General features: G+C 58.7%; 25 protein-coding genes and 1 riboswitch. Of the genes, 12 read left to right on the forward strand and 13 right to left on the reverse strand.

Translation table 11 applies throughout. The features are described 5' to 3' along the window. Nucleotides 1-31 precede the first annotated feature (31 nt). The 12 genes from J3R80_RS04275 (at nucleotide 32) to trpB (ending at nucleotide 12,104) form a co-directional block, all read left to right on the forward strand. Nucleotides 32-940, forward strand: a complete 909-nt coding sequence (locus J3R80_RS04275; protein ID WP_275392519.1) for a hemolysin family protein — start codon at nucleotides 32-34, stop codon at nucleotides 938-940. Next, a complete protein-coding gene (gene lnt / locus J3R80_RS04280) occupies nucleotides 927-2,453 on the forward strand; it encodes an apolipoprotein N-acyltransferase (protein WP_275392520.1) in 1,527 nt (508 codons plus the stop codon). Before J3R80_RS04275 ends, lnt begins: the two co-directional genes overlap by 14 nt. Before the next feature lie 33 nt (nucleotides 2,454-2,486). Continuing rightward, nucleotides 2,487-2,536: riboswitch (SAM-SAH riboswitch) on the forward strand. 5 nt (nucleotides 2,537-2,541) lie between these two features. Then, nucleotides 2,542-3,708: a methionine adenosyltransferase gene (metK, locus tag J3R80_RS04285; RefSeq protein ID WP_275392521.1), complete on the forward strand. Its 1,167-nt coding sequence runs from the start codon at nucleotides 2,542-2,544 to the stop codon at nucleotides 3,706-3,708. 81 nt (nucleotides 3,709-3,789) lie between these two features. Next, nucleotides 3,790-4,518 carry a tRNA (guanine(46)-N(7))-methyltransferase TrmB gene (locus J3R80_RS04290; RefSeq protein ID WP_275392522.1) on the forward strand — a complete coding sequence of 243 codons (729 nt, stop codon included), beginning with the start codon at nucleotides 3,790-3,792 and terminating at the stop codon, nucleotides 4,516-4,518. A gap of 134 nt (nucleotides 4,519-4,652) precedes the next feature. Continuing rightward, nucleotides 4,653-6,005 carry a 3-phosphoshikimate 1-carboxyvinyltransferase gene (gene aroA / locus J3R80_RS04295; RefSeq protein WP_275392523.1) on the forward strand — a complete coding sequence of 451 codons (1,353 nt, stop codon included), beginning with the start codon at nucleotides 4,653-4,655 and terminating at the stop codon, nucleotides 6,003-6,005. After that, entirely contained in the window at nucleotides 6,002-6,607 is a 606-nt protein-coding gene (gene cmk, locus J3R80_RS04300) for a (d)CMP kinase (protein ID WP_275392524.1), read from the forward strand. Before aroA ends, cmk begins: the two co-directional genes overlap by 4 nt. A 102-nt stretch (nucleotides 6,608-6,709) precedes the next feature. Further along, nucleotides 6,710-7,339: an NAD(P)H-dependent oxidoreductase gene (locus J3R80_RS04305; RefSeq protein ID WP_275392525.1), complete on the forward strand. Its 630-nt coding sequence runs from the start codon at nucleotides 6,710-6,712 to the stop codon at nucleotides 7,337-7,339. A gap of 247 nt (nucleotides 7,340-7,586) precedes the next feature. Next, nucleotides 7,587-9,266 (forward strand): 30S ribosomal protein S1, encoded by a 1,680-nt coding sequence (gene rpsA / locus J3R80_RS04310; RefSeq protein WP_275392526.1) that lies wholly within the window; start codon nucleotides 7,587-7,589, stop codon nucleotides 9,264-9,266. Between the two features lie 280 nt (nucleotides 9,267-9,546). Then, entirely contained in the window at nucleotides 9,547-9,828 is a 282-nt protein-coding gene (ihfB, locus tag J3R80_RS04315; RefSeq protein WP_091428481.1) for an integration host factor subunit beta, read from the forward strand. Between the two features lie 9 nt (nucleotides 9,829-9,837). After that, nucleotides 9,838-10,188 (forward strand): LapA family protein, encoded by a 351-nt coding sequence (locus J3R80_RS04320; protein ID WP_275392527.1) that lies wholly within the window; start codon nucleotides 9,838-9,840, stop codon nucleotides 10,186-10,188. Nucleotides 10,189-10,198: 10 nt separating this feature from the next. After that, nucleotides 10,199-10,843, forward strand: a complete 645-nt coding sequence (locus J3R80_RS04325) for a phosphoribosylanthranilate isomerase (protein ID WP_275392528.1) — start codon at nucleotides 10,199-10,201, stop codon at nucleotides 10,841-10,843. Between the two features lie 13 nt (nucleotides 10,844-10,856). Then, complete coding sequence (trpB, locus tag J3R80_RS04330; RefSeq protein ID WP_275392529.1) at nucleotides 10,857-12,104, forward strand: tryptophan synthase subunit beta; 1,248 nt, start codon at nucleotides 10,857-10,859, stop codon at nucleotides 12,102-12,104. A gap of 6 nt (nucleotides 12,105-12,110) precedes the next feature. On the opposite strand, the gene J3R80_RS04335 is transcribed toward trpB, so the two are convergent. The 13 genes from J3R80_RS04335 to J3R80_RS04395 all read right to left on the reverse strand — a co-directional run bounded on the left by J3R80_RS04335 (nucleotide 12,111) and on the right by J3R80_RS04395 (nucleotide 25,378). Continuing rightward, complete coding sequence (locus tag J3R80_RS04335) at nucleotides 12,111-13,277, reverse strand: serine hydrolase (protein ID WP_275392530.1); 1,167 nt, start codon at nucleotides 13,275-13,277, stop codon at nucleotides 12,111-12,113. Nucleotides 13,278-13,296: 19 nt separating this feature from the next. Further along, nucleotides 13,297-14,319: a DUF2332 domain-containing protein gene (locus tag J3R80_RS04340; RefSeq protein WP_275392531.1), complete on the reverse strand. Its 1,023-nt coding sequence runs from the start codon at nucleotides 14,317-14,319 to the stop codon at nucleotides 13,297-13,299. Beyond that, nucleotides 14,316-15,020, reverse strand: coding sequence for an aminoacyl-tRNA hydrolase (gene pth, locus J3R80_RS04345; protein ID WP_275392532.1), 705 nt, complete (start codon nucleotides 15,018-15,020; stop codon nucleotides 14,316-14,318). The genes J3R80_RS04340 and pth overlap by 4 nt, the downstream gene beginning before the upstream one ends. Before the next feature lie 319 nt (nucleotides 15,021-15,339). Then, complete coding sequence (locus J3R80_RS04350; protein WP_275392533.1) at nucleotides 15,340-15,996, reverse strand: 50S ribosomal protein L25/general stress protein Ctc; 657 nt, start codon at nucleotides 15,994-15,996, stop codon at nucleotides 15,340-15,342. Then, nucleotides 15,977-16,507: a hypothetical protein gene (locus J3R80_RS04355; protein ID WP_275392534.1), complete on the reverse strand. Its 531-nt coding sequence runs from the start codon at nucleotides 16,505-16,507 to the stop codon at nucleotides 15,977-15,979. The genes J3R80_RS04350 and J3R80_RS04355 overlap by 20 nt, the downstream gene beginning before the upstream one ends. Continuing rightward, entirely contained in the window at nucleotides 16,504-17,598 is a 1,095-nt protein-coding gene (locus J3R80_RS04360) for a flagellar type III secretion system protein FlhB (RefSeq protein WP_275392535.1), read from the reverse strand. The genes J3R80_RS04355 and J3R80_RS04360 overlap by 4 nt, the downstream gene beginning before the upstream one ends. Next, nucleotides 17,598-18,365 carry a flagellar biosynthetic protein FliR gene (locus J3R80_RS04365; protein WP_275392536.1) on the reverse strand — a complete coding sequence of 256 codons (768 nt, stop codon included), beginning with the start codon at nucleotides 18,363-18,365 and terminating at the stop codon, nucleotides 17,598-17,600. The genes J3R80_RS04360 and J3R80_RS04365 overlap by 1 nt, the downstream gene beginning before the upstream one ends. After that, nucleotides 18,362-20,443, reverse strand: a complete 2,082-nt coding sequence (flhA, locus tag J3R80_RS04370; protein WP_275392537.1) for a flagellar biosynthesis protein FlhA — start codon at nucleotides 20,441-20,443, stop codon at nucleotides 18,362-18,364. Before flhA ends, J3R80_RS04365 begins: the two co-directional genes overlap by 4 nt. Before the next feature lie 284 nt (nucleotides 20,444-20,727). Next, nucleotides 20,728-22,899 carry a hypothetical protein gene (locus J3R80_RS04375; protein ID WP_275392538.1) on the reverse strand — a complete coding sequence of 724 codons (2,172 nt, stop codon included), beginning with the start codon at nucleotides 22,897-22,899 and terminating at the stop codon, nucleotides 20,728-20,730. After that, entirely contained in the window at nucleotides 22,899-23,765 is an 867-nt protein-coding gene (motA, locus tag J3R80_RS04380) for a flagellar motor stator protein MotA (RefSeq protein ID WP_275392539.1), read from the reverse strand. Before motA ends, J3R80_RS04375 begins: the two co-directional genes overlap by 1 nt. A gap of 75 nt (nucleotides 23,766-23,840) precedes the next feature. Next, the gene (locus J3R80_RS04385; RefSeq protein WP_275392540.1) at nucleotides 23,841-24,404 is read right to left on the reverse strand and encodes a hypothetical protein; all 564 of its coding nucleotides are present in this window, start codon (nucleotides 24,402-24,404) and stop codon (nucleotides 23,841-23,843) included. 41 nt (nucleotides 24,405-24,445) lie between these two features. Next, entirely contained in the window at nucleotides 24,446-24,865 is a 420-nt protein-coding gene (locus J3R80_RS04390; RefSeq protein WP_275392541.1) for a hypothetical protein, read from the reverse strand. A 15-nt stretch (nucleotides 24,866-24,880) separates the two neighbouring features. Further along, the gene (locus tag J3R80_RS04395; protein ID WP_275392542.1) at nucleotides 24,881-25,378 is read right to left on the reverse strand and encodes a flagellar basal body-associated FliL family protein; all 498 of its coding nucleotides are present in this window, start codon (nucleotides 25,376-25,378) and stop codon (nucleotides 24,881-24,883) included. Nucleotides 25,379-25,401: the final 23 nt, after the last annotated feature.

A 25,401-nucleotide genomic window follows, 5' to 3' on the forward strand; every position in this document is an offset into this window, starting at 1 on the left:
CGCCATTTTGCGCGAATATGGAAAAGGAAAGATGGGCGACACCGAAGACGGTTCTTCTAAGGCAGCGCAAAGCGCGCCAAGTGAAACCGAAAGTAGCAGGACCGGTTTTTTCGGTCGTATTGTCGGGGCGCTCAGCCCGTCGGATACGGTGAGCGAGCCTCCATTGAACGCACCCGCCGTCACATACGGCGTATCCCCACTTGTCACACCGGGCATGATGAACCTGCGCCGTATGCGGGTCGAAGATGTCATGGTCCCCAAGGCCGAGATCGTCTCGGCCCCGGTGGACATAGAAAAAGACGACCTCGTTGCGTTGTTTCGTGAAAGCGGGCTGACCCGATTGCCGGTGTTTGACGGCACGCTGGACACGCCGAACGGGATGGTTCACCTGAAAGACCTTGCTCTGAACTATGGGTTCAATGGCGCGGTGGATGCGAAGGCCACGGATTTTGCATTGCGTAAACTGTTGCGCCCGCTTCTTTATGCGCCACCGTCGATGCCGATCGGCGTGCTGCTGCAAAAGATGCAAACCGACCGGATCCATATGGCGTTGGTCATTGATGAATATGGCGGCGTCGATGGGCTGGTGACCATCGAAGACCTGATCGAACAGGTGATTGGCGAGATCGAGGACGAACACGATCTTGAAGAAGGTGCGCTGTGGGTCGAAGAGAAACCGGGCTGCTATCTTGCCGAAGCCAAGACCCCGCTGGACGAGTTCGAGGCAGAGATTGGCGTTGACCTGTCCGGCGAGGATATCGACGACGAAGAGGTCGACACCCTGGGCGGGTTGGTTTTTGTTCTGTCGGGCCACGTGCCTGCGCGCGGCGAGGTGATTGCCCACCCGGCTGGCCCTGAGATCGAAGTTGTCGATGCCGACCCGCGCCGGATCAAGCGCTTGCGTGTTCGAGTCTCATCTAAATCTGATGACCAAGCGTAGCCGTCTGGCAGCGGTTCGGATGGTTTTGGCCACCGGCGTGACGGGTGGTGTGGCCGCGCTGGGTCACGCCCCGTTCAACTGGCCCATTCTTACTCTGGTTGGCCTTGCGGCGGCGTTCTACCTTGTCCAGAGAAGCGATCACCCGAAACAGGCGGGGTTGCGGGCCTGGGGGCTGGGTGTCGGTTATTTCGGCGTCACTCTTTCATGGCTGGTCGAGCCCTTTTTTGTCGATGCCGCCCGGCATGGATGGATGGCGCCATTTGCTTTGTTCTTCATGGCGGCTGGTCTTGCGTTGCTCTGGGGGGCTGCTGCTGCGTTGGCACATCGCATCGCATCGCGGGGCCTTCGTTGGGTTTCGCTTGCGTTGACACTGGCGGGGGCCGAGTTGATCCGTGGCTGGTTGTTCACCGGATTTCCCTGGGGCAATCCGGGTCATGTCTGGATTGATACGCCTTACGCACAACTGGCCAGCTATTTTGGGGCCAGTGGGTTGGGGGCCGCGACATTCCTTGTGGCGGCGATGATGGCGCAGATTGTGGCGTCAGAAGCAACCACACACGCGCGCTTCCTGTTGGTGACGCTGGGCGTGGTGCTCGGCCTCGGTGGTCTGGCCGTTGGTGTGTCACGGGCGCAAATGCCCCTGCCCGCGGATCGCGATGTGACGCTGCGCCTTGTCCAGCCCAACGCGCCGCAACACCTGAAATGGCATCCCGACCATGCCTATGACTTCGTCACGCGGCAAATAGAGTTCACCGCCGCCGACCCCGCCCCCGGTCAACCGCGTCCCGATCTGGTGATATGGCCTGAAACCGCTGTGCCAACGTTGCTGGATTGGACCGAAGACCTGCGCATCGAGATGGCCGAAGCGGCACAGGGCGCGCCTGTGCTGTTCGGGGTGCAGCGTGGTGACGCGATGCAATACTACAACAGCCTTGCTCTGATTGATCCAGAGGGGCAGGTGCAGGCGACCTATGACAAACACCATCTGGTGCCGTTTGGCGAATACATCCCCCTGGGTGACTGGCTAGAGCAGTTCGGCATCAGCGCATTCGCTTCGCGCGCTGGGCATGGTTATTCTGCGGGGCCGGGCGCACGATTGCTGGAAACCGGGGCGGCAGGTGCGGCCTTGCCGCTGATTTGCTACGAGGCGGTATTCCCGCGGGATATCCGGTCAGCCCCCGGGCGGGCTGACTGGATGCTGCATGCGACGAATGATGCGTGGTTTGGCGACTATTCCATGCCCTTTCAGCATCTTGCACAAGCCCGCTTTCGCGCGATCGAGTTCGGCCTTCCGGTGATCCGGGTCGCCAATACGGGCATTTCAGCGGTGATTGATCCGCGCGGTCAGCTGCGCGCCGCCCTTGCGCTGGGTCAGGCAGGTTTTCTCGACCAACCCTTGCCGGGTGCTGACCAACCCACGCCTTATTCCCGCCATGGTGACATGCCATTGGCTGTGCTGATCACTGTTGCTTTGTGCAGCCTGCTTGTCCGGCGCGTCGTAAAAGCGCGTTGACCGCGGCAGGATTGCCATGTAACGCCAAGACATATCCCGCCACAACGGCTTCCTGACGTGGTGTGGGCTTTAACATCGGAGCACTTTCATGACACGCAAGAACCACGTATTCACTTCGGAATCCGTTTCCGAAGGCCACCCCGACAAGGTCTGTGACCGCATATCTGACGCCATTCTGGACGCCTTCCTTGCCGAAGATCCGCAGGCACGCGTTGCCTGCGAAACCTTTGCGACAACAGATCGTGTCGTGATCGGCGGCGAGGTGCGCGGCCCGGCGAGCGTTATCCAGCGTGTCGAAGACATCGCGCGTGAGTGCGTCCGCGATATCGGCTATGAACAGGAAGGGTTCCACTGGGCCAACCTGAACGTCGACAGCTTCTTGCATGCACAATCCGCTGACATTGCCCAAGGCGTGGATGCAGCTGAAAACAAAGAAGAAGGCGCGGGCGATCAGGGTATCATGTTTGGGTACGCCACCGTTGAGACCGACGCGTTGATGCCGGCGCCACTGCAATACAGCCATGCCATTCTGCGTCGACTGGCAGAACTGCGCAAAGATGGCACCGAAGGTTGGATGGGCCCGGACGCCAAATCGCAATTGTCTGTGCGGTACAAGGATGACCTGCCGGTCGAAGTCACATCGCTCGTGCTGTCCACCCAGCATCTGGACGCGTCGATGACCCCCGATGCTGTGCGCGAGCGGGTTGCCCCGCATATCCGCGACGTTCTGCCCGATGGGTGGCTGACGGATGACACGGTTTGGCATGTGAACCCAACCGGTAAGTTCGTCATCGGCGGTCCGGATGGGGATGCCGGTCTGACCGGTCGCAAGATCATCGTGGACACCTATGGTGGCGCTGCGCCCCATGGCGGCGGCGCGTTTTCGGGCAAAGATCCAACCAAGGTGGATCGTTCGGCCGCTTATGCCGCGCGCTATCTGGCCAAGAACATCGTGGCGGCGGGCATGGCGAAGCGTTGTACGCTGCAGCTGTCTTACGCCATTGGCGTGGCGCATCCGCTGTCCATCCTCGTCGACACCCACCGCACCGGCGAAGTTGACGAATCCGAGATCGAAAAAGCCATTCGCCAGATCATGGACCTGACGCCGCGCGGCATTCGCGAACATCTTGGGTTGAACAAGCCAATCTTTGAACGCACTGCCGCCTATGGGCATTTTGGCCGCGCGCCGGAAGCAGATGGTGGGTTCAGCTGGGAAAAGACGGATCTGGTCGACGCCTTGAAAAAGGCGGTCTGAATCCGATTGTCATCACCAATGCGCGCCAAAGGGCGGCCCGTCACTTGACGTGGCCGCCCTTTGCACGGCATAGGCGCGGCCATGACACAAGATGACTCCCCACAACACAAGCACCGCTCGGGCGCACCGTGGCGCAACTTTTATGGCCGACTGAAGGGCAAAGGGCTGCGCGACAGCCAGCAAGAGTATCTGGACGAGGATCTTGTCGCCCTCAGCCCCGGCGCAGTCGATTGGGATGTGAACCCCGACCGCATTCCCCTTGATCTGAAAACCCTGTTCGATGGCAAGCCCGTTTGGCTGGAAACTGGCTTCGGCGGCGGCGAGCATATGGTCCACCAAGCCGCACATCATCCAGAAGTCGGGATCATTGGGTGCGAGCCCTATATAAACGGCGTCGCGATGCTGTTGGGCAAGATCCGCAAGGCAGGATGCCAGAACATCGCGGTGCATCCGGGCGATGTGCGTGATCTGTTCGATGTGCTGCCGCCGGAAAGCATCGACAAGGCCTTCCTGCTCTATCCAGACCCATGGCCCAAGAAGCGGCACCATCGCCGCCGCTTTGTGACACCGGAATACCTCGAACCCTTTCATCGTGCGCTGAAACCGGGTGCAGAGTTCAGGGTGGCCACCGACATCCCCGACTATGTGCGTCAGACGCTGGAAGAGGTGCCGCGCGCGGGCTTTGAATGGTTGGCAGAAGGCCCCGAAGACTGGCGCACACCCTGGAGCGATTGGATCTCGACCCGCTACGAACAGAAAGCCCTGCGCGAAGGCCGCATGCCACACTACTTGACCTTCCGCCGCCTCTGACCAACCCGTCGGCTTCTTCTGGCCGAAAATATCCTGGGGTGAATGCGCAGCGCGCAGAGGGGCAAGGCCCCTTTCGCTCTGGCCTCACCCAGATGTCTGCGCTATCAGCTTTTGCAGAAGACAGGAGAAAGCACATGTCCGGACACGGCCCCGCCATCCCAATGACGTCACGCAAATCCGGCCCATTGAAGGGCGAGGCACGCGTGCCCGGCGACAAGTCGATCAGCCACCGGTCGTTGATCCTTGGGGCAATGGCGGTGGGCGAGACCCACATCACCGGCCTGCTGGAAGGCGAAGATGTGCTGGGCACCGCAGATGCGATGCGGGCCTTCGGCGCCGATGTCGAGCGTCTGGGTGAAGGCGAATGGCGTGTGAACGGTGTTGGCGTCGGCGGCTTTGCTGAGCCCGAGGATGTGATTGACTGCGGCAACGCCGGCACCGGCGTGCGGCTGATCATGGGGGCGATGGCGACCTCTCCGATCACCGCGACGTTTACGGGCGATGCCTCCCTGCGTTCGCGCCCGATGGGTCGTGTAACCGATCCGATCGCGCTCTTTGGCGCGCAAAGCTATGGCCGCGAGGGTGGCCGTATTCCAATGACCATCGTTGGGGCGCGCGAACCTGTTGCCGTGACCTACGCCACCCCGATGGCCTCGGCGCAGGTGAAATCGGCGGTGTTGCTGGCGGGCCTGAACGTGCCGGGCAAAACCGTGGTGATCGAGAAAGAAGCCACCCGTGACCACACGGAACGGATGCTGGCAGGCTTTGGCGCCGAGATCACCGTCGAAGAGACCGACGAGGGCCACAAGATCACCCTGACCGGCCAGCCTGAATTGAAGCCGCAGACCATCACCGTCCCGCGCGACCCCAGCTCGGCGGCCTTCCCGGTCTGTGCCGCACTGATCGTGCCCGGCTCGGACGTGCTGGTGCCGAATATCGGCCTGAACCCGACCCGTGCGGGCCTGTTCTATACCCTGCAGGACATGGGCGCGGACCTGACGTTTGAAAACGAGCGCACCGAAGGCGGCGAGCCCGTTGCCGATCTGCGTGCAAAATACTCGCCCAACATGAAGGGCATCGTTGTACCGCCCGAACGTGCTGCCAGCATGATCGACGAATACCCCATTCTGTCCGTCGTGGCCGCCTTTGCCACCGGCAAGACGGAAATGCCCGGCGTGCACGAACTGCGCGTGAAGGAAAGCGACCGGATTGACGCGATGGCCAAGGGCCTGCGCGCCGCCGGCGTTACGGTGGACGAGGGCGAAGACTGGTGGTCTGTCGAAGGCCTTGGCCCCGGGGGCGTGCCGGGCGGCGCGACGGTTGCCACCGTTCTGGATCACCGCATCGCGATGAGCTTTGCCTGCCTTGGATTTGCATCGCAAAAGCCGATCCATCTGGATGATGGCAGCCCGATCGCCACCAGCTTTCCGGTGTTTGAACCGTTGATGTCGGGCCTGGGCGCGCAAATTGTGCGCAACAACTCATGAGCCGCTTCACCGTTGCAATTGACGGGCCCGCCGCCGCTGGCAAGGGCACGATCTCTAAAGCTGTTGCCGCTCATTTCGGCTTTGCCCATCTGGATACAGGGCTTCTGTATCGTGCGGTCGGGGCCAAAGTTTTGGCAGGCAGTGATCCGGTGCAAGCGGCGAAGGCTTTGACGCCGGAGGATCTGGAAGGCGAGCTGCGCACACCCGAAGTGGCTCAGGCGGCAAGCCGCGTTGCGGTTTTGCCCGACGTGCGCGCGGCCTTGTTCGAATTCCAACGCAGCTTTGCCGCGCGTGACGGTGGTGCTGTTTTGGACGGGCGCGATATCGGAACCGTGATCTGTCCTGACGCTGACGTGAAACTGTTTGTGACTGCAAGTCCCGAAATCCGGGCCGAACGCAGGTATCTTGAGCTTTCCAACAAAGGCATAGAGGTCACCCAAAAGGACGTGTTGGCGGACGTGATTGCGCGCGACAAACGCGACAGTGAACGTGCCGAAGCCCCTTTGAAACCTGCCGAGGACGCTGTGATCATCGACACATCCGAACTGTCCATCGCCGATGCTGTGGCGAACGCGGTCGCCGCAATCGCGGCATGTCGATAGCTCATAGCAGCCATGTTGATGCGCCTGTTGTCGCTCGTCCTGTGGCTTCATAGCTGTCTTGTTCATCGGAAGTGTTCCGACAAGAAAATGGACTGTTAAGACATGCTCGACAAACTGAACTGGCGCTATGCCACCAAGAAGATGGATCCAGCGAAAAAGGTTCCGGAAGACAAGCTGAACAAAATTTTGGATGCCATCCGCCTTGCGCCAACATCATCGGGCACGCAACCGTTTGAAGTCTTGGTCATCACCAATGACGACATTCGCCAGAAGATCCGCCCTGTCGCGTGGGATCAGGCGCAAATCACCGAAGGCTCGCACCTGTTGGTGTTTGCGGCATGGGATAACTACACCGAGGATCGCATCGATGCGGTGACGGCCCAAATGGCGCAGGAACGCGGTGGCGAAAACCCGATGCTCAGCCAATATTATGACAAACTGAAAGCCACGTATTTGCCGCGAGAGGCGCAGGTGAATTTCGAACACGCCGCGCGCCAGGCGTACATCGCGCTGGGGTTTGCTCTGGCTGCCGCGGCCGAGCTTGAGGTGGACAGCACCCCGATGGAAGGGTTCGACCCCGACAAAGTGGATGGGATCCTCGGACTGCGGGAACAAGGGCTGCGGTCGGTTGTGTTGCTGCCGCTTGGCTATCGCGACGAAAGCGGCGATTGGCTTCTGCCGATGAAGAAAGTGCGCAAGCCGGACGAACGCTTCCTGCGCCGGATCGACTGATCGCGCTTTTCAGGACGTTTCGCGGGGCAGGGGGATATGCGCAAACCCCCTTGCTTTATTGGTAGAATCCCCGTATTTCCCGCCCCTGTCGACAAGGTGAACACACCGCGATAGCAGGGATACGAGCAGGGTCGGAGCCACCGGCCCTCTTTGTTTTGCGGCTAACCTGTTGACCAAATTGGAAAATCCAAGACCTGCGGAGCCAACCGCACGGCCCGAATAGTACTTGAAAAGGAACAAAACGCATATGTGCGCTAAAGCAACTATGGAGGAATTCGAAGCCCTCCTGAACGAAAGCTTCGAAATGGACACCCCCGAAGAGGGTTCGGTTGTCAAAGGTAAGGTCATCGCCATCGAGGCTGGCCAAGCTATTATCGACGTAGGCTACAAGATGGAAGGCCGCGTTGATGTCAAAGAATTCGCTAACCCCGGCGAAGCCCCTGAAATCGCAGTTGGTGACGAAGTAGAAGTCTTTCTTCGTTCCGCCGAAAACGCGCGCGGCGAAGCCGTCATCTCGCGCGAGATGGCCCGCCGCGAAGAAGCGTGGGATCGTCTGGAAAAAGCATATGCCGACGATGCGCGCGTCGAAGGCGCAATCTTCGGTCGCGTCAAAGGCGGCTTCACCGTCGATCTGGGCGGCGCTGTTGCGTTCCTGCCGGGGTCGCAAGTTGACGTGCGCCCCGTGCGTGACGCGGGCCCGCTGATGGGTCTGAAGCAACCGTTCCAGATCCTGAAAATGGACCGCCGCCGTGGGAACATCGTTGTGTCGCGTCGTGCAATTCTGGAAGAATCGCGTGCCGAACAGCGTGCTGAAGTCATCGGCAACCTGACCGAAGGCCAGGCAGTTGACGGCGTGGTCAAGAACATCACCGAATATGGTGCGTTCGTTGATCTGGGCGGTGTTGACGGCCTGCTGCACGTGACCGACATGGCATGGCGCCGTGTGAACCATCCTTCGGAAATCCTGACGATCGGCGAAACCATCAAGGTTCAGGTCATCAAGATCAACAAGGACACCCACCGCATCTCGCTTGGTATGAAGCAGCTGCAAGACGATCCATGGGATCTGGTTGCTGGCAAATACCCGCTGGAAAGCACACACACTGGCCGCGTGACCAACATCACCGACTACGGTGCGTTTGTAGAGCTGGAGCCGGGCGTCGAAGGTCTGGTGCACGTGTCCGAAATGTCGTGGACCAAGAAGAACGTTCACCCCGGCAAGATCGTGTCGACCTCGCAAGAGGTTGAAGTCATGGTGCTGGAAATCGACCAGGCGAAACGCCGCGTGTCGCTTGGCCTCAAGCAGACCATGCGCAACCCGTGGGAAGTGTTTGCAGAAACCCATCCCGAGGGCACCGAGGTCGAAGGCGAAGTCAAGAACATCACCGAATTCGGTCTGTTCATTGGTCTCGACGGCGAAATCGACGGCATGGTTCACCTGTCCGACATCTCGTGGGACGAGCGTGGCGAAGACGCCATCCAGAACTTCAAGAAGGGCGACGTTGTCAAAGCTGTCGTTTCGGAAGTGGACACGGATAAAGAGCGTATCTCGCTGTCGATCAAAGCCCTGGACGGTGATCCCTTCGCAGACGCCATTGGCGGCGTGAAGCGCGGTTCGATCATCACTGTGGAAGTGACCTCGATCGAAGATGGTGGCATCGAAGTGGAATATGAAGGCATGAAATCCTTCATCCGCCGCTCGGACCTGTCGCGTGACCGTGCCGAACAGCGCCCCGAGCGTTTCCAGGTTGGTGACAAGCTGGACGTTCGCGTAACCAACGTCGACAGCAAATCGCGTCGTCTGGGTCTGTCGATCAAAGCGCGCGAAATCGCGGAAGAGAAAGAGGCCGTCGCACAATACGGTTCTTCGGATTCCGGTGCGTCGCTGGGCGACATTCTGGGCGCCGCTCTGAAGCAGGACAACTAAGTCCAGCTCTGAAAGGTCAAAAGCAGCCCCGTGCCATGCGCGGGGCTGTTTTGCATCGAATCAACGGGTTATGCTGCGCTGCAACAAATCCGCGACAGTGACCGTTAGGTGATTTGCCGATGCGGCATCGGCCTGAAAATCCCGAAAAAACTGCGCGTTTCCTGCCAAAAACACCCCATAGGCATGGCAATGCTTGTATCTCGCGCGGCGGTTTGCTCCTATAATCCGTGACAGAATAAGGATGCAAAATCCATTACATAGCCAATTTGGGGGGACCAGAATGATCCGGTCGGAATTGATCCAGAAGATCGCGGATGAAAACCCGCACCTTTATCAACGCGACGTTGAGCGCATCGTAAACACGATCTTCGAAGAGATCATTGAGGCAATGGCCAAGGGGGACCGGGTTGAACTGCGCGGCTTTGGCGCATTCTCGGTCAAGAAACGGGATGCTCGAATTGGGCGTAATCCCCGGACCGGAGAATCGGTCGAGGTTGAAGAGAAACATGTTCCGTTCTTTAAGACCGGCAAACTTCTGCGGGACCGTTTGAACGGCAAGTAAGAGGTATCCATGCGATACATCCGTTATGCTTTTCTGGCGACCCTTGCGGTCGTCCTGATAACAGTCGCACTGGCCAACCGAGCGACGGTGACCCTGAATCTGCTGCCACAGGAACTCGCCGGGTTTCTGGGATATAGCTGGTCAATGACACTCCCCCTGTTCGTCGTCATTTTTGCCGGTGTGGTTGCAGGGGTTCTGATCGGTTTTGTTTGGGAATGGTTCCGTGAACACAAGATCCGTGCCGAAGGGGCCCGCCACCGAAAAGAGCGCGACCAGTTGGCGCGCGAGGTAAAAAACCTGCGCGAACCCAAGACCCGCACCGGCGACGATGTCTTGGCTTTGATTGACGAGACCAGGTGATCTGACTGTCATGGGCGCAACTGTGAAAATCTGTGGGTTGTCCGACCCGCAGCATGTTGGTGCTGCGGTGACGGCCGGAGCGCGCTATCTGGGGTTTGTTTTCTTTCCGAAAAGCCCGCGCAACGTGTCTGTTGGTCAGGCCGCAAAATTGATGGCGGATGTGCCGGTTGGCGTGGCGAAAGTTGCCCTGACGGTGAATGCCGATGATGCACAGCTTGACCGGATCGTGTCGGGCACGGTGGTGGATATGCTGCAGCTTCACGGAAGCGAAAGTCCCGAACGGGTGGCCGAAGTCAAAGCCCGCTATGGATTGCCGGTCATGAAAGCCATAGGCATTGCCGGACCGGAAGATGTCGGGCTGATTGACCTTTTCGCCGGTGTGGCGGATCAACTGCTGGTGGATGCCAAGGCGCCGAAAGGGGCCGATCTTCCCGGCGGCAACGGGATTTCGTTCGACTGGCGGTTGGTGCGGCGCAAGTACTGGCCTTGCCCGTGGATGTTGGCCGGGGGGTTGACGCCCGATAACGTCGCCGAGGCGATCCGGTTGACCGGCGCCAAACAAGTTGATGTCTCGTCGGGGGTTGAATCTGCGCCGGGGATCAAGGATGACGGGCTGATCGCGGCCTTTTGTGCCGCCGCCCATGCTGCGAATTGAGGGAACCACACCCATGGCCAACGACCTTTTCAACAGCTTCATGAACGGTCCCGATGAAAAGGGCCGGTTCGGTGATTTTGGCGGGCGCTTTGTGTCCGAGACGCTGATGCCCCTGATCCTTGATCTTGAGGCCGAGTACGAAAACGCCAAGACCGATGACAGCTTCTGGGCCGAGATGCAGCACCTGTGGACCCACTATGTCGGTCGCCCCAGCCCGCTCTATTTTGCCGAGGGGCTGACCAAGCATCTGGGCGGTGCCAAGGTCTATATGAAGCGTGACGAGCTGAACCATACCGGCGCGCACAAGATCAACAACGTGCTGGGGCAGATCCTTCTGGCCCGCCGCATGGGCAAGACGCGGATCATCGCCGAAACCGGGGCAGGGCAACATGGCGTGGCCACCGCGACGGTCTGCGCCAAGTTCGGCCTGAAATGCATCGTTTACATGGGAGCACATGACGTGCAGCGTCAGGCCCCCAACGTATTCCGCATGCGCCTGCTGGGGGCCGAGGTCATTCCCGTCAGCTCGGGTCGTGGCACGCTGAAAGACGCGATGAACGATGCGCTGCGGGACTGGGTGACGAATGTGGCCGACACGTTCTATTGCATCGGGACCGCTGCCGGTCCGCACCCCTATCCCGCCATGGTCCGTGATTTCCAGTCGATCATCGGCAAGGAAGCCAAGGAACAGATGCAAACTGCCGAGGGGCGTCTTCCCGACACGGTGATTGCCGCGATCGGTGGCGGGTCCAATGCGATCGGTCTGTTCTATCCCTTCCTCGACGATGACAGTGTGCGGATCATCGGCGTTGAAGCCGGTGGCAAAGGTGTGAATGACAAGATGGAACATTGTGCGTCCCTGACCGGCGGACGCCCCGGTGTGCTGCACGGCAACCGCACCTTCCTGTTGCAGGATGAGGATGGACAGATCCTTGATGGGTACTCGATCTCGGCGGGGCTGGACTATCCCGGCATCGGGCCGGAACATAGCTGGTTGCATGAAATCGGGCGCGCTGAATACGTGGCGATCACGGACAAGGAAGCGTTGGAGGCGTTCGAGCTGTGCTGCCAGACCGAAGGGATCATCCCCGCGCTGGAACCCTGTCACGCGCTGGCCCATGTGATGAAAATCGCGCCAGAGCTGCCCGAGGATCACATCATCTGCATGAACATGTGCGGCCGTGGCGACAAGGATATCTATACCGTCGCCAAGTATCTGGGCTTTGACATGTCCGACACCGAAGGGCGCGACGCCAACTGATCGGGGTCAGTCCATCGACGCGGCAATCGCCCGAAACATGGCGATGTTGGCATCATTGACGCCCTCATCGCGAAACTTGCGATCTGCGCTGTTCAGCGCGATCACCACGTTTCGCGATGTATCGATGAAAATATACTGGCCATAGATCCCGCGCGCGAAATATTCGCCTTCGGGTGCGTTTGGCGCCATCCACCACTGAAACCCGTACCCCTGTTCACCTGCCGCCGTAGGGGCGGACGCGACGGTTGAAGCCGCGACCCAATCCGCTGGCACAACCTGCTGTCCGTTCCAGCGCCCGTCTTGCAAGAACATCTGCCCGAAGCGCGCATAGTCGCGTGTGCGCAGGTTCAAGCCACCCAGCACAAAGGCCACGTCGTAGCCATCGGTGACGTAATAGGGGTCCGCCTCGAACCCCATCTTTTGAACCACATGGCGTTCCAGCAGGTCGGGGATGGATTGCCCGGTTGCGCCCCGGATCACCATACCGATCACATGGGTGTCGATCGAGACATATTGCCATGTCTCGCCCGCGGGCGCGAAGGTTTCGGTCAGACCGGCGGCAAATTCATCCATCGACTGCCCCAGCGCCAGCACACGACCCATACGGTTAATGTCGGAATTGAAATCCAGATAATCCTCGTTGAAGACAACGCCCGACGACATGTTCAGAACGTTGCGGATCGTCGCGCCTTCATATGCGCTGCCTTTCAGTTCGGGGGCATACAGGTCAACCGGATCGTCAATCGAGGCAATTGCGCCCTGTTCCACAATGATCCCGGTGAGCGCGGATAGAAAGCTTTTCGCGACCGACCAACTGATGCGACGATCTTCCGCCCCGGTGCCAAGGTGATAGCTTTCGTGTCGTAATGCGCCGTCTTTCAACACAACCAACGCCGTGACGGATCGTTCTGACATCCAATCCTCGGCCCCGTCTGGCAAGGATATAGCTGCGCCAGTGGGCAGGGCAACAGGCGCGGCGTTCCCGCGCGAGATCGTCCTGGTCAAGAATGCACGATCCATATGCGAGAAGTTTTGAACAATCTTCTCTTCTGCAAACAACGAGTTCACGGCAAGAAGCCGGCCGATTTCTTCACGTTTCCAGATCGCTGCAATCGCGACCAAAACCACGATAACCAAGATCGCTTGCAACAGGCGTTTGAAGATGGTGTGCATGTGCCCCCCGAAATTTTCGTCAGGGTGCCGTCCAATCGACCCAACGTCCATGAAAATCAGCACGACCACACGTCAACTTCTGGCCCTCGGGCCACAAGGTCAGCGTCAGACATGCCCCTTTGTCCAGATGTTCGTCTGCTTCCATGGAAAAATGTGCGATGGGGCCGCGTTGGGCTGCCGCCTCGATCGTGGCGCGGCATTGCGCCTGAGTTTGAGGCGGAAAATACTGCCAGGCGATCGTGTGATACACCAGCGTCAAGTGATCGGGTGCCACGCGCTCCAGTTGCTCATCAAGCCAGTTGGCCGCGTCGCCCGCATCCACCTGCGCATCCAACACCTTGATCACCGCGCGGGTGCGCGACAATCTTTCAGGCTGATCCGCCCAAAGATACGAGATCAGGCGCAGCGCGTCGGTGGGGTCACTTGCATCCATGGGCATCAGATCGACGCCGCGCCGCGACAGGATGGATGGCGTATGCCCCGTTGGCAGGTCGCCGTGCCAATCGGGCGTTAGTGTAATCACTGGGTCGGGTGGGCCGATTTGTCCACCGGGCAGGGTCAGTGCAAACCGATCCCACATCAGGTTCAGCCCGGCACTCGCGCCTAGTTCATACATGCGGATTGGAAGTTCATACCGCGCGGCCAGCCAATGTCCGGCGGCGATCAGCACGGCGGCACGGCGCACCTCGTTGGTCTGCGGAGGATTGTCGAGCCATTGGTCCAACATCTGGGCATGATCGCGCAGCGCGGTCTCTATCGCGGCCCAAAGTGTGGCATCGTCGGGCGAGGCGTTCGGCGGATAAACCGCTTTCAGCGCAGGGCATGTGTTCGTCAGAACCAGTGCATGCAACCCGGCGAGCAGGCGGAGAGGAACCGAATGCCCCCGCGGTCCGATGTTGCCGGACCAGTTGAACAAGCGATCGGTTAATGGCGTGCCGGGCTGGATGTTGTCGGCAAGCAGGTCAAGAACGCGTGCGGTGAACGGTGAGTCAAGATGCCTGTTGCTTCCCGCCTGATGCCGCAAAGCATCGCGCAGGCTCATGAGAATTTGTCCATCAGCCGTTGCAGCGGGCTGCGACTTTCCTTGGGTTCCGTGTCCACCTTGGGCTCGGGTGGCGATGCAGGCGCGGGCGCGGGCTTTGTGTTCGGTTTCGGTTGCGTGTTTGATGAGCGCGGCGGATTGATCCGTCGACCGATGGCATTCATAAACTTGCCGCTATCCCCTTCAGCAAGGTCCGCCGCCCCATCGGCACAGCCGCGCAGCACATCGTCCAGCCAACTTTCGTCCGCCTTGGAGAAATCGCGCAGAACATAGGATGACACCGCGTTCTTATTCCCCGGATGCCCGATACCCATGCGCACCCGGGTATAATCCGGGCCGATATGCGCGTGGATCGACCGCAGGCCATTATGCCCGGCATGACCGCCGCCCTTTTTGACCCGCACCTTTCCGGGGGCCAGATCAAGCTCGTCATGAAATACGATGAGGTCATCGGGGGTCAGTTTGTAGAACCGCATCGCCTCGCCCACGGATTGACCGGACAGGTTCATGAAGGTTTCGGGCTTCAACAGCAGCACTTTTTCGTGGCCCAATCGCCCTTCGGTCAAGGCACCCTGAAACTTGCCACGCCACGGGGCGAACCCATGCTCCTCTGCTATGCCGTCCAGCGCCATGAAACCGATATTGTGGCGGTTGCCCGCATATTTTGGGCCGGGGTTACCAAGCCCCACAAACATTTTCATCTTTGACCTTTCCTGCTGGACATCTTGCCCGCACAGCGGACATGTTGTGGCACCACCAAACTAAAGATCACCCACACGGGTTGCAATCACCCCAGCGTATCGTGATCGGAGATCCCGTTGCCCCGATATTCGATAGATGGAATAGACCTTGAGGTTCCTCAGCATTGCCTGAACGACGTCGAAGAGGTTCGTTTGCTGCACGGGGCCGTCGTGCTTGCTGGTGGTGTTTCAGCGACCGGTCGAGTGACGACCTGACGGGGCGACACAAAAAAAAGCGGGTCCCGCAGGACCCGCTTTGTCGTCGTCCTTGCAGACTGACTTACTCTTCCGACTTCATTTCGGTTGCTTCAACTTCGTCGGCTGCAACCTCTCCGGTCTCACCCTCGTCCTCATCTGCCGAACGCAGCGAGCTTGGGGCAGAGATGTTGGCGATCACGAAGTCACGGTCAACGGTGACTTTCGCGCCTTTCGGCAGGTCCACGTCTGAAATATGGATTACGTCACCGACTTCACGGCCAGACAGGTCGACAATGATCTGCTCAGGAATCTCACCTGCAAGAACATTCAGTTCGACTTCCGGGCGCACAACGGTCAGAACGCCACCTTTTTTCAGCCCGGGCGCTTTTTCTTCGTTGGTGAATTCAACGTGAATGAAAAGGCTGATCCGCGTGTTGCGGTGCAGACGCATCAGGTCAAGATGGGTCGGCAGGTCTTTCACGACATCGCGCTGCACGTTCCGGCAGATGACGCGCACGTCATCATGGCCATCGACCTTCAGGTTCCAAAGGGTCGAAAGGAAACGGCCAGCTTTCAGCTTTTTCAGCAGGTCGTTGAAGGGGATGTTGATCGGCAGAGGCTCTTCGCTGCTGCCATACACGATACCCGGTACCAAGCCTTCGCGGCGAGCTTGACGAGCGGCCCCCTTGCCTGTCCCCGTCCGTACCGTGGCCTCAAGATCAGGAATCTGTTTTGCCATGGAAATTCTCCAGTTTGTTGATGCGGGATTCCTCCAAGGGTGTAAGTCCCGCGGTTGAAGCCGTGCCTATAGACCGATGGCTGTCAAAAGAAAAGAGGTTTCTTGCCAAACTGCCCTGCGAAACGCTCTGCTCAAACCGCTTCCGCGCTTTCATCTGCTGCGCCTGCTTTTCTTTGTCTACCAAGGCTTCCGTCGCTGATTTTCGCCCGAATGCCAGACGAGCGTTCTGGACAACACTTTCACGGTCAGCCCGTGCGCGTGCAAGGTCGCAATTCAGCTTGGTTAACTCCCGTTCGACCCAGCGTTGCCAGGTTCCGTAATGCCCGCTGGTCAATGCAAGCGGGAAAGCGTCGCCCTGCTCGGATTCTGGCGCAGTATGAAGACGTTGACGCAGGTTAGAAATGTGCAACTCAAGCGTTTGAATGGCGCGGTTGTGCTGCGCGAGGGTTGCCATCGCCGCATCGTGTTGCAGGGCGGCCAGCTCAGCCAATTGGGTCAGCGGGCGTTTCATGCCTTGGTGCCAAATAAGCTGCGTGCCCGATTGCGCATCTTCTCGGCAAAACGGATCGCGGCAGCAACGGCTTGGTAATGGTCGGGCGGAATCTCGTCGCCGATGTCGACCGTGGCGTAAAGCGCACGTGCCGTGGGCGGGTCACTGTGGATTGGGACGCCGTGTTCGCTTGCTGTCTGGCGAATTCGAGCGGCCGTTTCATCAACGCCTTTCGCGACGCAAACTGGCGCGGCACCGGGCATCCGCGACCATTTCAGAGCCACGGCGTAATGGGTCGGGTTAACCACGACCACGTCAGCATCGGGCACGTCGGCAAGCATTTGGTTCATGGCGATGGCATAACCTTTTTGCCGTCGCTGTCCCTTCATGTGCGGATCGCCCTCACTCTGCTTGATTTCATCCATCAGATCCTTGTGGGACATGCGGTTCTTGCGCAAATGCTCCTGATACTGCCAGAAATAGTCGATACCGCCGAGGATCAGAGCGATCACAAGGACAAGCGCGAAAAACTCGACACACAGATCAAGCAGTACGACAATCGTCATTCCCCCGCTCAGCGACATGGTGGACAGGATCTCGGGCAGTTTCACCCAGATGAAAACACCCAGCACCAGCGTATAGATCGTCAGCTTCACAAAGCTTTTCGCAAACTCAAACAGGCCCGACCGCCCAAACTTGTTCTTTGCATTCGACAGAAGTGACAGGCGGTTCAGCTTCGGTTGGAGCTTTTCGGGCGCCACGATAAAGGTTCGCGTCGCGATGGCGAGCAGCAGGACCGCTGTTGCCGGGGCCAGAAACCAAGGCAAGAGGGGCTTCCCCAATCCCAGCAGAAGTGATGCGGAAAACGGTGTACCACCGCGAAAAACCTCGTCAGCGATCTGGTCTGATCGGGCCAGAATCGCGGTCAGCAATTCGCCCACACCTGTCAAGCTCGCGGCACCCAGCGAAGTCGCGATCAGCAGCAGCGCAAGGTATGACGTGGCGGTGTTCAGGTCGGCAGATCGAGCCACTTCCCCGCGTCGGCGTGCGTCGTCCAGTTTCTTCTGGGTTGGTTCGTGTTGCTTGCTGTCGTCGTCATCCGTGCCGGACATCACCGACCTCCGAATGGATCAGCAAGCATCGCCTCAAGCGCGGTCTGCCAGATGGGAAGCAGAAGGGGGGTGGTCAGCAACAGCAAGATCAAGCCGCCGGCGGTGATCGCGGGCGCGCCAACAAACGCCACCATCAGCTGAGGCATCGCCCTGTTGATGACGCCAAGCGCGACATTGTAAAGCAAAGACGCTATGACAAATGGGGCGGCCAGTGAAAAGGCCAATGAAAAGGCTCTTGCGATCTGGGCAATCCCCCAATTCGTGAACACCTGTGCGTCGGGCAACTGTCCGATTGGAAAGACGTGATAGGTTTGGATCAGGCCCGTTGCCAGTTTGACATGCAGGCCGAGCATCACTGCCAGCGCCAAGCCAGCGACGACCAGAACATGGCCAATCGCGGGTTGCGGATCGGTATTCGCCCCCCCCATCAATTGCGCCAGAGATGTCGATTGCGCTGCAATGCTGCCCGCAATCTGAAGCGCCATGATCATCAAACGAATGGCTATGCCGAACCCCAATCCGATCACCGGTTCCGACGCGTAGTAGAGCGGCTGAAGCGGTGGCGCAGATCCGGCGTCGGCGATGACGACCGGCGCGACGATCATGGTGAAGGCGAATGTCAGAAACAATCGCACCCTTACGGGCACCGATTTTTCACCGAAAGCAGGCAGGACGGCCATTGCCGCTCCTACCCTTAAAAAAACCACCAAACCCTGCTGTACGAGCAGCGGCCCCAAGGTTGAGATTTGGTCCAGCGCAGCGATCATGCCGGGATCATCCCGACCAATGATGGTTTGGCTTCCGTCCCGATTTCTTCGAATGACAGAACGGGGTTTGCTATTCCCTTGGCGGACAGCACGGTTTTTAGAAACCGTCGTCGCCGGGAAGACGTCACGACGCCGGGGTATATCCCGTTCTCGCCGGCCCGTGCGATCTTGTCTGCAACGGAATTTGCCAGCCGGTTGAATTCTTCCGGGGGCAACGCCACATCGCTGCCGGTGTCGCTGTCAAGCTGGTGGGATTGAAACGTGGCCTCCCACTCTGGGGCAAGCTGGACAAGCGGTACAGTCCCATCATCGCGTTTCAGCTCCGCGATCAGCTGGAACCCCAAACGCTGACGAACATATTCGCAAATGGTGTCGGGTGCGGCGAATACAGGGCGTGCTTCCGCGATGCTTTCGATGATCAGGGGCAGGTTGCGGATCGAGACACGTTCTTCCAACAACAGGCGCAGCACGGCATGAAGCAGGTCAAGCGGCACTTTTTCCGGCACGAGTTCGTCCAGCATGCGGCGGTTGGCGTCGGCCCGGTCCGCGTCGGACAGGTTTACAAACTCGTCCAACAATCGGCGCAGTGCTTTGAACCCAAGAAGGCGCGGAAAGTTGCGTTTCATGACCTCCAGCAAATGGGTGGCCAGAACTTCGGTTGGCGCAATGACCGCGCAGCCTGACAATGCGGCTTCCTCCTGCTGGTCGGGGCTGATCCAACGGGCTGGCGCGCCATAGACCGGTTCTTTCACGTCGTCGCCATCGGGAAGGGTGTCGTCTGGGCCGGATAAGATGACCAGCGCGCGGTGTGCCTGCAGAATATTGCGCGCCTGTTCGACCCCTTGAATTCTGATTGCATAGGTGCCAGCGGGTAGTGCGCTGTTATCTGTCAGCCGGATCTCGGGCAGGATCAAGCCGAAAGTGCTGGCAATGTGATTTCGAATGCTGGCGATGCGGGCATCCAGACCCGTGGCAGGGTCAAGGACCATCGACACCAGATCAGGCGCAAACTCGACATGTATGTCGTCCAGATCGAGGACGTCGCCAAGGCTCTCAACCGGCGGGGCAACATCGGTATCGGATGGGGTGGCGGTCACCTCTCGGGCTTCCTCAAGCTGAAATTGATACCCCTTCCAGGCAGCCACGCCCAAGGCCGCCGCACCGAGAATGAAGGGAACGAAAGGCAGGCCGGGCACCAGACCGAACAGGGCCATCAACACTGCCACAGTGGCCAATGCGGACGGATATCGGCCAAGTTGCGAGAACAGGGCCAGATCTGTCGATCCGGATGTTCCGCCACGCGCCAGAAGCAACGCTGAGGCGATCGAGATGATCACAGCTGGTATCTGCGTGACCAGCCCGTCACCGACCGTCAGGATGGCATAGGTCTGGAACGCGTGTGCGATTTGCATGTCGTGTACCACCACGCCGATGATCAGGCCCATCACCAAATTCAGGAATGTGATCAACAACCCCGCCACAGCGTCACCCTTCACGAACTTCGATGCGCCATCCAATGACCCGAAGAATGTGGTTTCCGCCTGGTCCCTCTCGCGTCGGGTTTTGGCTTCAGCGTGGTCGATTGCACCTGCGGACATGTCGCTGTCGATGGCCAGTTGCTTGCCTGGCATCCCGTCCAATGCAAAGCGCGCGCCCACTTCGGCCATCCGCGCCGCGCCCTTGGTGATGACGATGAAGTTGACAATCAGCAGCACGCAAAACACCACGAGGCCGAGCAGAATGCTGCCGCCCATAACGAAACTGGCAAAGCCTTCGATCACGCTGCCCGCGGCCGAGGTGCCGGTGTGGCCCTGCCCAATGATGAGCTTCGTTGAAGAGACATTCAACGACAGGCGCAGCATCAGAGAGGCCAGAAGCACAGTCGGAAAGGCTGAAAAATCCAGTGGCCGCTCGATGAAAAGTGTGACCGTAAACATCAAGATTGCGAGCGCAAATGACGAGGCAAGACCCACATCCAACACCCATGCAGGCATCGGCAGGATCATCATGACGATGATTGCCATCAAGACCAATGCGAGCAGGATCGTGGGACGAAAGATGTCTTTGACCGTCAGCATTGGCCGACTTTCACGATGATGCCAGACCCGACTGGGTGGTTTAGAGCGATGGGGCAGGGAGCCAGTTTGGCCACGCGGTTAGGTTCGCCGTGCGTGCCGCCCGTTCTGACCGGCCCGCAGTTTCTGAACGCCCTTATCACGGACGTCACATTTACGGTGCCACGCCAGTATCGACGCAAAGGATTGTCATGCTGAATAGGTCTGGGCATTAGGTCGCAGGTCCTGCTTTTGTCTGATGCCCAAACTACTCCGCCATGCTTAACAAGCGGTAACTGTAGCTGCACTTATGGTGTGTCCGTGGATTGCAAGGCATCCTGAATGCGGGCGCGGACCGCCTTGCTGTCGTTGATCATCCCTTCAAAAGCCTCAAGAGAGATTTCGGGTGCCGGATCGCCCGCAATGTCGTTCGGTAGTAACGCGACCGGTGTGGTGGGCGTGGTTACCTGTTCGGTTGCCACCAAGGCGGCTTCTCGCATTTTCTGCGATTCAGCGTCATTCAATCCACTAAGATAACCAAGCGCGACCTTTGCCTGCCCCTCTGACAAAGCAGCTTTGGCAATCAGCACGCGGGCTGCACGTCCTGGCGGGGCAGGCTGGTTGACCAGTATTTCCTTTGCTGCCGCTGCAAATCCCAGGTTGAGCAACCTGTTGGCAACAGATATCCGAGTTGCTTCTTCGGCGTCCGCCCAGATAGGCTGTCCGATGGTGTTGCGAAGAAAAATACCATCGGCACCGGACTCGCTCAGCGCAAGGCCGAATTCGTTCAGGATTTGAAGGTGGCGGCCATCCTCTCGGTCCGGGAACAGATCAAACTTGCGCATATTTGCCCGGGCCTCGTTGAAACGTGCAGCGTGGATCAATCCCCGGATTTCGGCAATCGCCAGATCGTCTCCCATCGCAGATGTTTTGTGCTCGTGCGCCAGTGAACTGAGAAGCTCCAGCGTTCGGTCTGGAATACCCGATTGCGTTTCAATGTGGTTGTCGATCAGCAACAGAACCGCATCGACCGCATTCTGATCGTCACTTTCAACGATTTTAACAAGCTGTTCACGACCCTCGCGACCGGATCCGGTTTTCAACAACAACTGAGCATCTGCGAGTGTGTTCTCGGTGCGGAGCGTTTCGATACCCCGTTGGCTGATACGATTGATCTCGATCGACGTATCGGTATCGCCGATGGCAAGAAATTTTCGCATCACCATCGGCCCAAGATGGATACGAAGGTGTCGTGGTAGGATCGAGAATTCGGAAATCACCGCAGCGGTGTTGATGGGATAATCGCGGGGCAGGCGAGGTTGCGAAAGCACGGCCCAAAGGGCAACCGGCCCATCACACGCCAGCTGTGCTGTCATGTGCGCGTATCTTGTCGCAGTGCCTGTTTCAACAATCTCTGCCATCAGTTGCAGATCCTCTGCGTTTTGCAAAATGCCCCCGTAGCTGGCCAAATAAGATTGCGCCTCGGCTCCCAGCGTGAGGTAAATCTGATGCTGTATGAAAGACCGGAGGGTGTCAGAATCCAACTTGTCTAGCTCGGTTGTCAGGCTGGTCTTGTGTGTCGTGAAATCAAGAGCTTCACTATCGCCTCCACCCCAGGTGGCGATTGCAAAGGACTGCGCCGGAAGGCAAGCCGTGTCGGTATCGGGCACACGGGACGGTGCCGTTGATCGGCCAATATCTCGGTCGATCGAGGTTTGGATACGAATATGATCTGTGGTTGGCGGAGGGATTGTTATAGGTGCTTGATCTTCATCTGTTGCGGGTGGATCCGTCGGGGCAGGCGGATTTTCTTTATTTTCCGAAGGCGATGCAGCGGGTATGGAGGGCGTGTCGACAAGCCCTTGCGCTGCGGCCCGCGCTAACTGCTCCAGCAGACCATTCTCGTTGAGCATTAGTGATTGCGTTGGGGCGGGACTGGAAGACGCAGGATCAATCGCACCATTTTGAGGGGGTGACCCAAGCATCTCAGGGGCCACGTCGTCGTCAGAGGCCACAGCGATGGGAAGACCGCGCCGCGCGCTCTGTGCACTGGCCTGGTTGTGTTTTTCCCCATCGTCAGAGACAGATTGCCCAAGCCGGATCGGAAGCGGTTCCAGCGCCTCGGGGGGGTCGACGATGTCAATCACGAACTGCCCGCCTGGCAGCGTTTGCGTCATCGCATCACAGGGGCAATCGAGGACAATATCCAATGCGCCCCCAGCAGCAGATGTTAGATCGGCAATCCGGTCGCGCGGGATCATATCGAAAACACCCGTGACCCTGAACCGATCCTCGTTGTTCCCGGTTGTCACTTGAAAGCCGCGCTCACTCCGGGTCAGTTTCGGCTTGTCGGACAGATCTGTGTACACAACCAGGCGCGAAAAATTCGGATGCTCACCCGATTTAACCGCGATGTTCTTGGCTGACAGGATTGTTGGAAAGAAGATCAGCAGACAGAACAACTTGAGCAGAGGGCGCATCAAGCCACCTGCTTGACCTCTTTCAAGGCCTCCTCAAGCTCGGTGAAACTGGGGCGGTGGTGGCCCGGTGTGTTCTGACGACCAACCTCGATGCAGATATTGACGGAATGATTGTATAGGTTGGCGACCAGCACCTCGCGGATCAATTGATAGAAATGGGCATCCTCCTCGACCACGGTTTTAACCTTCGCGGAGAATGGCCCGACCAGTCCGTAAGCCAGAAACACACCCAGAAAAGTCCCAACCAGTGCCCCGCCGATCATTTTTCCCAAGATTTCTGGCGGCTGGTCAATCGATCCCATCGTTTTGATGACGCCCAGCACGGCTGCGACAATTCCAAGGGCGGGCAAACCGTCCGCGACCGTTTGCAAGGCGTGACTGGAATGCAGTGCGTGATGCAGATTGGCGTCCATCCGCTTTTCAAGAACTTCCTCAACCTGGTGGGGGTCATCGTAGTTCATGCTTGCCGAGCGCAACGTGTCACAGATCAGGTCCAAAGCCTCGTGATCTGCCAGGATTTTTGGGTAACGTGCGAAGATGGGGCTGTCCGGTGGATTTTCGATATGCTCTTCCAGGGCGACAGCGTTCTGCCTGGCCTGCCGGATCAGCTCGAACAAAAGGCACAAAAGATCACGGTAGTCGTCGGGCTGCCACTTAGGGCCTTTGAACACCTTTCCAACGTCTTTCAATGTATGCTTGATCGCAGCCATATCATTGGAGATTACGAACGCTCCGGCAGCGGCGCCCCCGATCATGGTGAATTCGAATGGTAGGGATTTCAGGATGATCCCCATTTTGCCACCCGCGGCCAGGTAGCCACCGAACACCATAACGAAGATCAATGCGATCCCTACAAAGCCGATCATCTTGTGCCTCCTGAACTGGTTACCGAGTTGTCAGACGTTCATTGCACATAGGGATTAACAAACCGTCGCCGTTTCCTAGTTTGTGGGCGCGTCTGAGTTGCGACCGGCAAACACCACGCTGATCGCGTACGCGGATTGTGGATCGAGACCGGCCATGATTTGCGCGGCGATGGACGGCTTCATGCGGGACAAAAACCCGACGGCAAATTCCGGATCCATAGCTTCGAACAGGGGAATCGCTTGTTTGGGCTTCATGTTTTCGTAAAGGGTGGTGAGGCGCGCCAGATCGTCAGACGCAGCTGTTTTGGTTGCGGCCATTGTGGCTGCAAGTGCGTTTTCCGCGGCCACGAGTGCCTTTACGTTATCCTCCAGCGTGGTTTCGGCTTCCGACAAAATCCTGAGCCGTTTGTCCAATGCAGTCTCGTTCTCGATCAGCTTTTGCTCGCGCGCTTGGAGTGCCGCAAGAACGGCCTCGATATCCGCTTCAGAGGTGCAGTTGGCAGGTTCGCCGTGACTGGCTGATGTACCGCGCAGAAGGTCATTCACGTCATCTGCAATCGCCATGCCAAACCCACCCAATCGAACAAGCCCAGAGGTGCCAAGCAGCAGCGCCAGCGCGATCAGAATATGCCTGCTCAAGCGACGACGGCGCGGTTTTCTTCGTCTTGACTGTGCCCCCATCATTCTGCCGCCTTCATTAAACGGTGGCTCACAAACAGTGGCGCAGCATCGGTATCGTGGACCGTGGTCTGCGGTCTGTCCTGCGGCGGGAGATCCTCGGGCTGGTGTTTGCCCGGTGCTTGTCCATGGGCGTCGTCAGGTAAGTCATGAAGACTTGCCATCATCAGTTCCAGCTTCTGCGCCGATGCTTCGGCACGTTCCGTCAGGTCAGTCAAAACAACTGCGCTTTCGCCTGCGGCGTCTCGTGCGCTGTTCAGCATCGTTGTCATATCGTCAACCTGAGCCGAAAGAACCGCCACCGCGCCGCCCATACCATTCTGCAGGTTGTTAAACCGGCGTAAACGTCGCGACAAAACCATGCAGTAGATGGCAGCGCCGATCGCGCCGATGCCCAGCATGATGTCAGCGAGAATATCCATGCTCATGCCTCCTTCTCAGTTCAGAACGAATTCAAGGATCAGAAGGTCACGCACCCGCCCTTCGCCCGTGACAAGCTGCACACGCCGCAACATCTGTGCGCGCAGTTCGATCAGCGCTGTTGGATCTTCAAGCATTGCGACATCAACTGCACGAAGATAGGCGTTGAGCACGTCGATGACGCGGGGCAGAACGTGGCTGACGTCCGGTTCATGGCCCGGCACAACCTCCAATGACCCACGAAACCGAAGGTGACGACTGTCACCCGAAGAGCCGAGCGAAACGACCAATGGGTCCAATTCGACAAAGGCCACGGCGGGCAGGTCAACGACAGGCCCAGCCTGATCGGGTGCGTCTTTCTCGGCCTTTGGGCCGCCGATCAACCCCGAATAGGTGGTAAAAAAACCGCCGCCACCCAGGGCAATCGCCAGAATCAAACCGAGTATGGCTCCCAGCCGGGACTTCTTATCTGTCGGTGCGCCGGCGACGTCTGCGGTCGGGGTGGTGTCGGTCATGTGAGCATCCAAAGAATTTCGTT

Source organism: Aliiroseovarius sp. Z3 (genome assembly GCF_029105185.1).
Lineage (GTDB): Bacteria > Pseudomonadota > Alphaproteobacteria > Rhodobacterales > Rhodobacteraceae > Aliiroseovarius.

Excerpts from the sequence above, each read along its gene's own strand:
- J3R80_RS04275 (WP_275392519.1), top strand. The coding sequence starts at position 32 with ATGGGCGACACCGAAGACGGTTCTTCTAAGGCAGCGCAAAGCGCGCCA.
- lnt (WP_275392520.1), top strand. The coding sequence starts at position 927 with ATGACCAAGCGTAGCCGTCTGGCAGCGGTTCGGATGGTTTTGGCCACC.
- metK (WP_275392521.1), top strand. The coding sequence starts at position 2,542 with ATGACACGCAAGAACCACGTATTCACTTCGGAATCCGTTTCCGAAGGC.
- J3R80_RS04290 (WP_275392522.1), top strand. The coding sequence starts at position 3,790 with ATGACACAAGATGACTCCCCACAACACAAGCACCGCTCGGGCGCACCG.
- aroA (WP_275392523.1), top strand. The coding sequence starts at position 4,653 with ATGTCCGGACACGGCCCCGCCATCCCAATGACGTCACGCAAATCCGGC.
- cmk (WP_275392524.1), top strand. The coding sequence starts at position 6,002 with ATGAGCCGCTTCACCGTTGCAATTGACGGGCCCGCCGCCGCTGGCAAG.
- J3R80_RS04305 (WP_275392525.1), top strand. The coding sequence starts at position 6,710 with ATGCTCGACAAACTGAACTGGCGCTATGCCACCAAGAAGATGGATCCA.
- rpsA (WP_275392526.1), top strand. The coding sequence starts at position 7,587 with ATGTGCGCTAAAGCAACTATGGAGGAATTCGAAGCCCTCCTGAACGAA.
- ihfB (WP_091428481.1), top strand. The coding sequence starts at position 9,547 with ATGATCCGGTCGGAATTGATCCAGAAGATCGCGGATGAAAACCCGCAC.
- J3R80_RS04320 (WP_275392527.1), top strand. The coding sequence starts at position 9,838 with ATGCGATACATCCGTTATGCTTTTCTGGCGACCCTTGCGGTCGTCCTG.
- J3R80_RS04325 (WP_275392528.1), top strand. The coding sequence starts at position 10,199 with ATGGGCGCAACTGTGAAAATCTGTGGGTTGTCCGACCCGCAGCATGTT.
- trpB (WP_275392529.1), top strand. The coding sequence starts at position 10,857 with ATGGCCAACGACCTTTTCAACAGCTTCATGAACGGTCCCGATGAAAAG.
- J3R80_RS04335 (WP_275392530.1), bottom strand. The coding sequence starts at position 13,277 with ATGCACACCATCTTCAAACGCCTGTTGCAAGCGATCTTGGTTATCGTG.
- J3R80_RS04340 (WP_275392531.1), bottom strand. The coding sequence starts at position 14,319 with ATGAGCCTGCGCGATGCTTTGCGGCATCAGGCGGGAAGCAACAGGCAT.
- pth (WP_275392532.1), bottom strand. The coding sequence starts at position 15,020 with ATGAAAATGTTTGTGGGGCTTGGTAACCCCGGCCCAAAATATGCGGGC.
- J3R80_RS04350 (WP_275392533.1), bottom strand. The coding sequence starts at position 15,996 with ATGGCAAAACAGATTCCTGATCTTGAGGCCACGGTACGGACGGGGACA.
- J3R80_RS04355 (WP_275392534.1), bottom strand. The coding sequence starts at position 16,507 with ATGAAACGCCCGCTGACCCAATTGGCTGAGCTGGCCGCCCTGCAACAC.
- J3R80_RS04360 (WP_275392535.1), bottom strand. The coding sequence starts at position 17,598 with ATGTCCGGCACGGATGACGACGACAGCAAGCAACACGAACCAACCCAG.
- J3R80_RS04365 (WP_275392536.1), bottom strand. The coding sequence starts at position 18,365 with ATGATCGCTGCGCTGGACCAAATCTCAACCTTGGGGCCGCTGCTCGTA.
- flhA (WP_275392537.1), bottom strand. The coding sequence starts at position 20,443 with ATGCTGACGGTCAAAGACATCTTTCGTCCCACGATCCTGCTCGCATTG.
- J3R80_RS04375 (WP_275392538.1), bottom strand. The coding sequence starts at position 22,899 with ATGCGCCCTCTGCTCAAGTTGTTCTGTCTGCTGATCTTCTTTCCAACA.
- motA (WP_275392539.1), bottom strand. The coding sequence starts at position 23,765 with ATGATCGGCTTTGTAGGGATCGCATTGATCTTCGTTATGGTGTTCGGT.
- J3R80_RS04390 (WP_275392541.1), bottom strand. The coding sequence starts at position 24,865 with ATGGATATTCTCGCTGACATCATGCTGGGCATCGGCGCGATCGGCGCT.
- J3R80_RS04395 (WP_275392542.1), bottom strand. The coding sequence starts at position 25,378 with ATGACCGACACCACCCCGACCGCAGACGTCGCCGGCGCACCGACAGAT.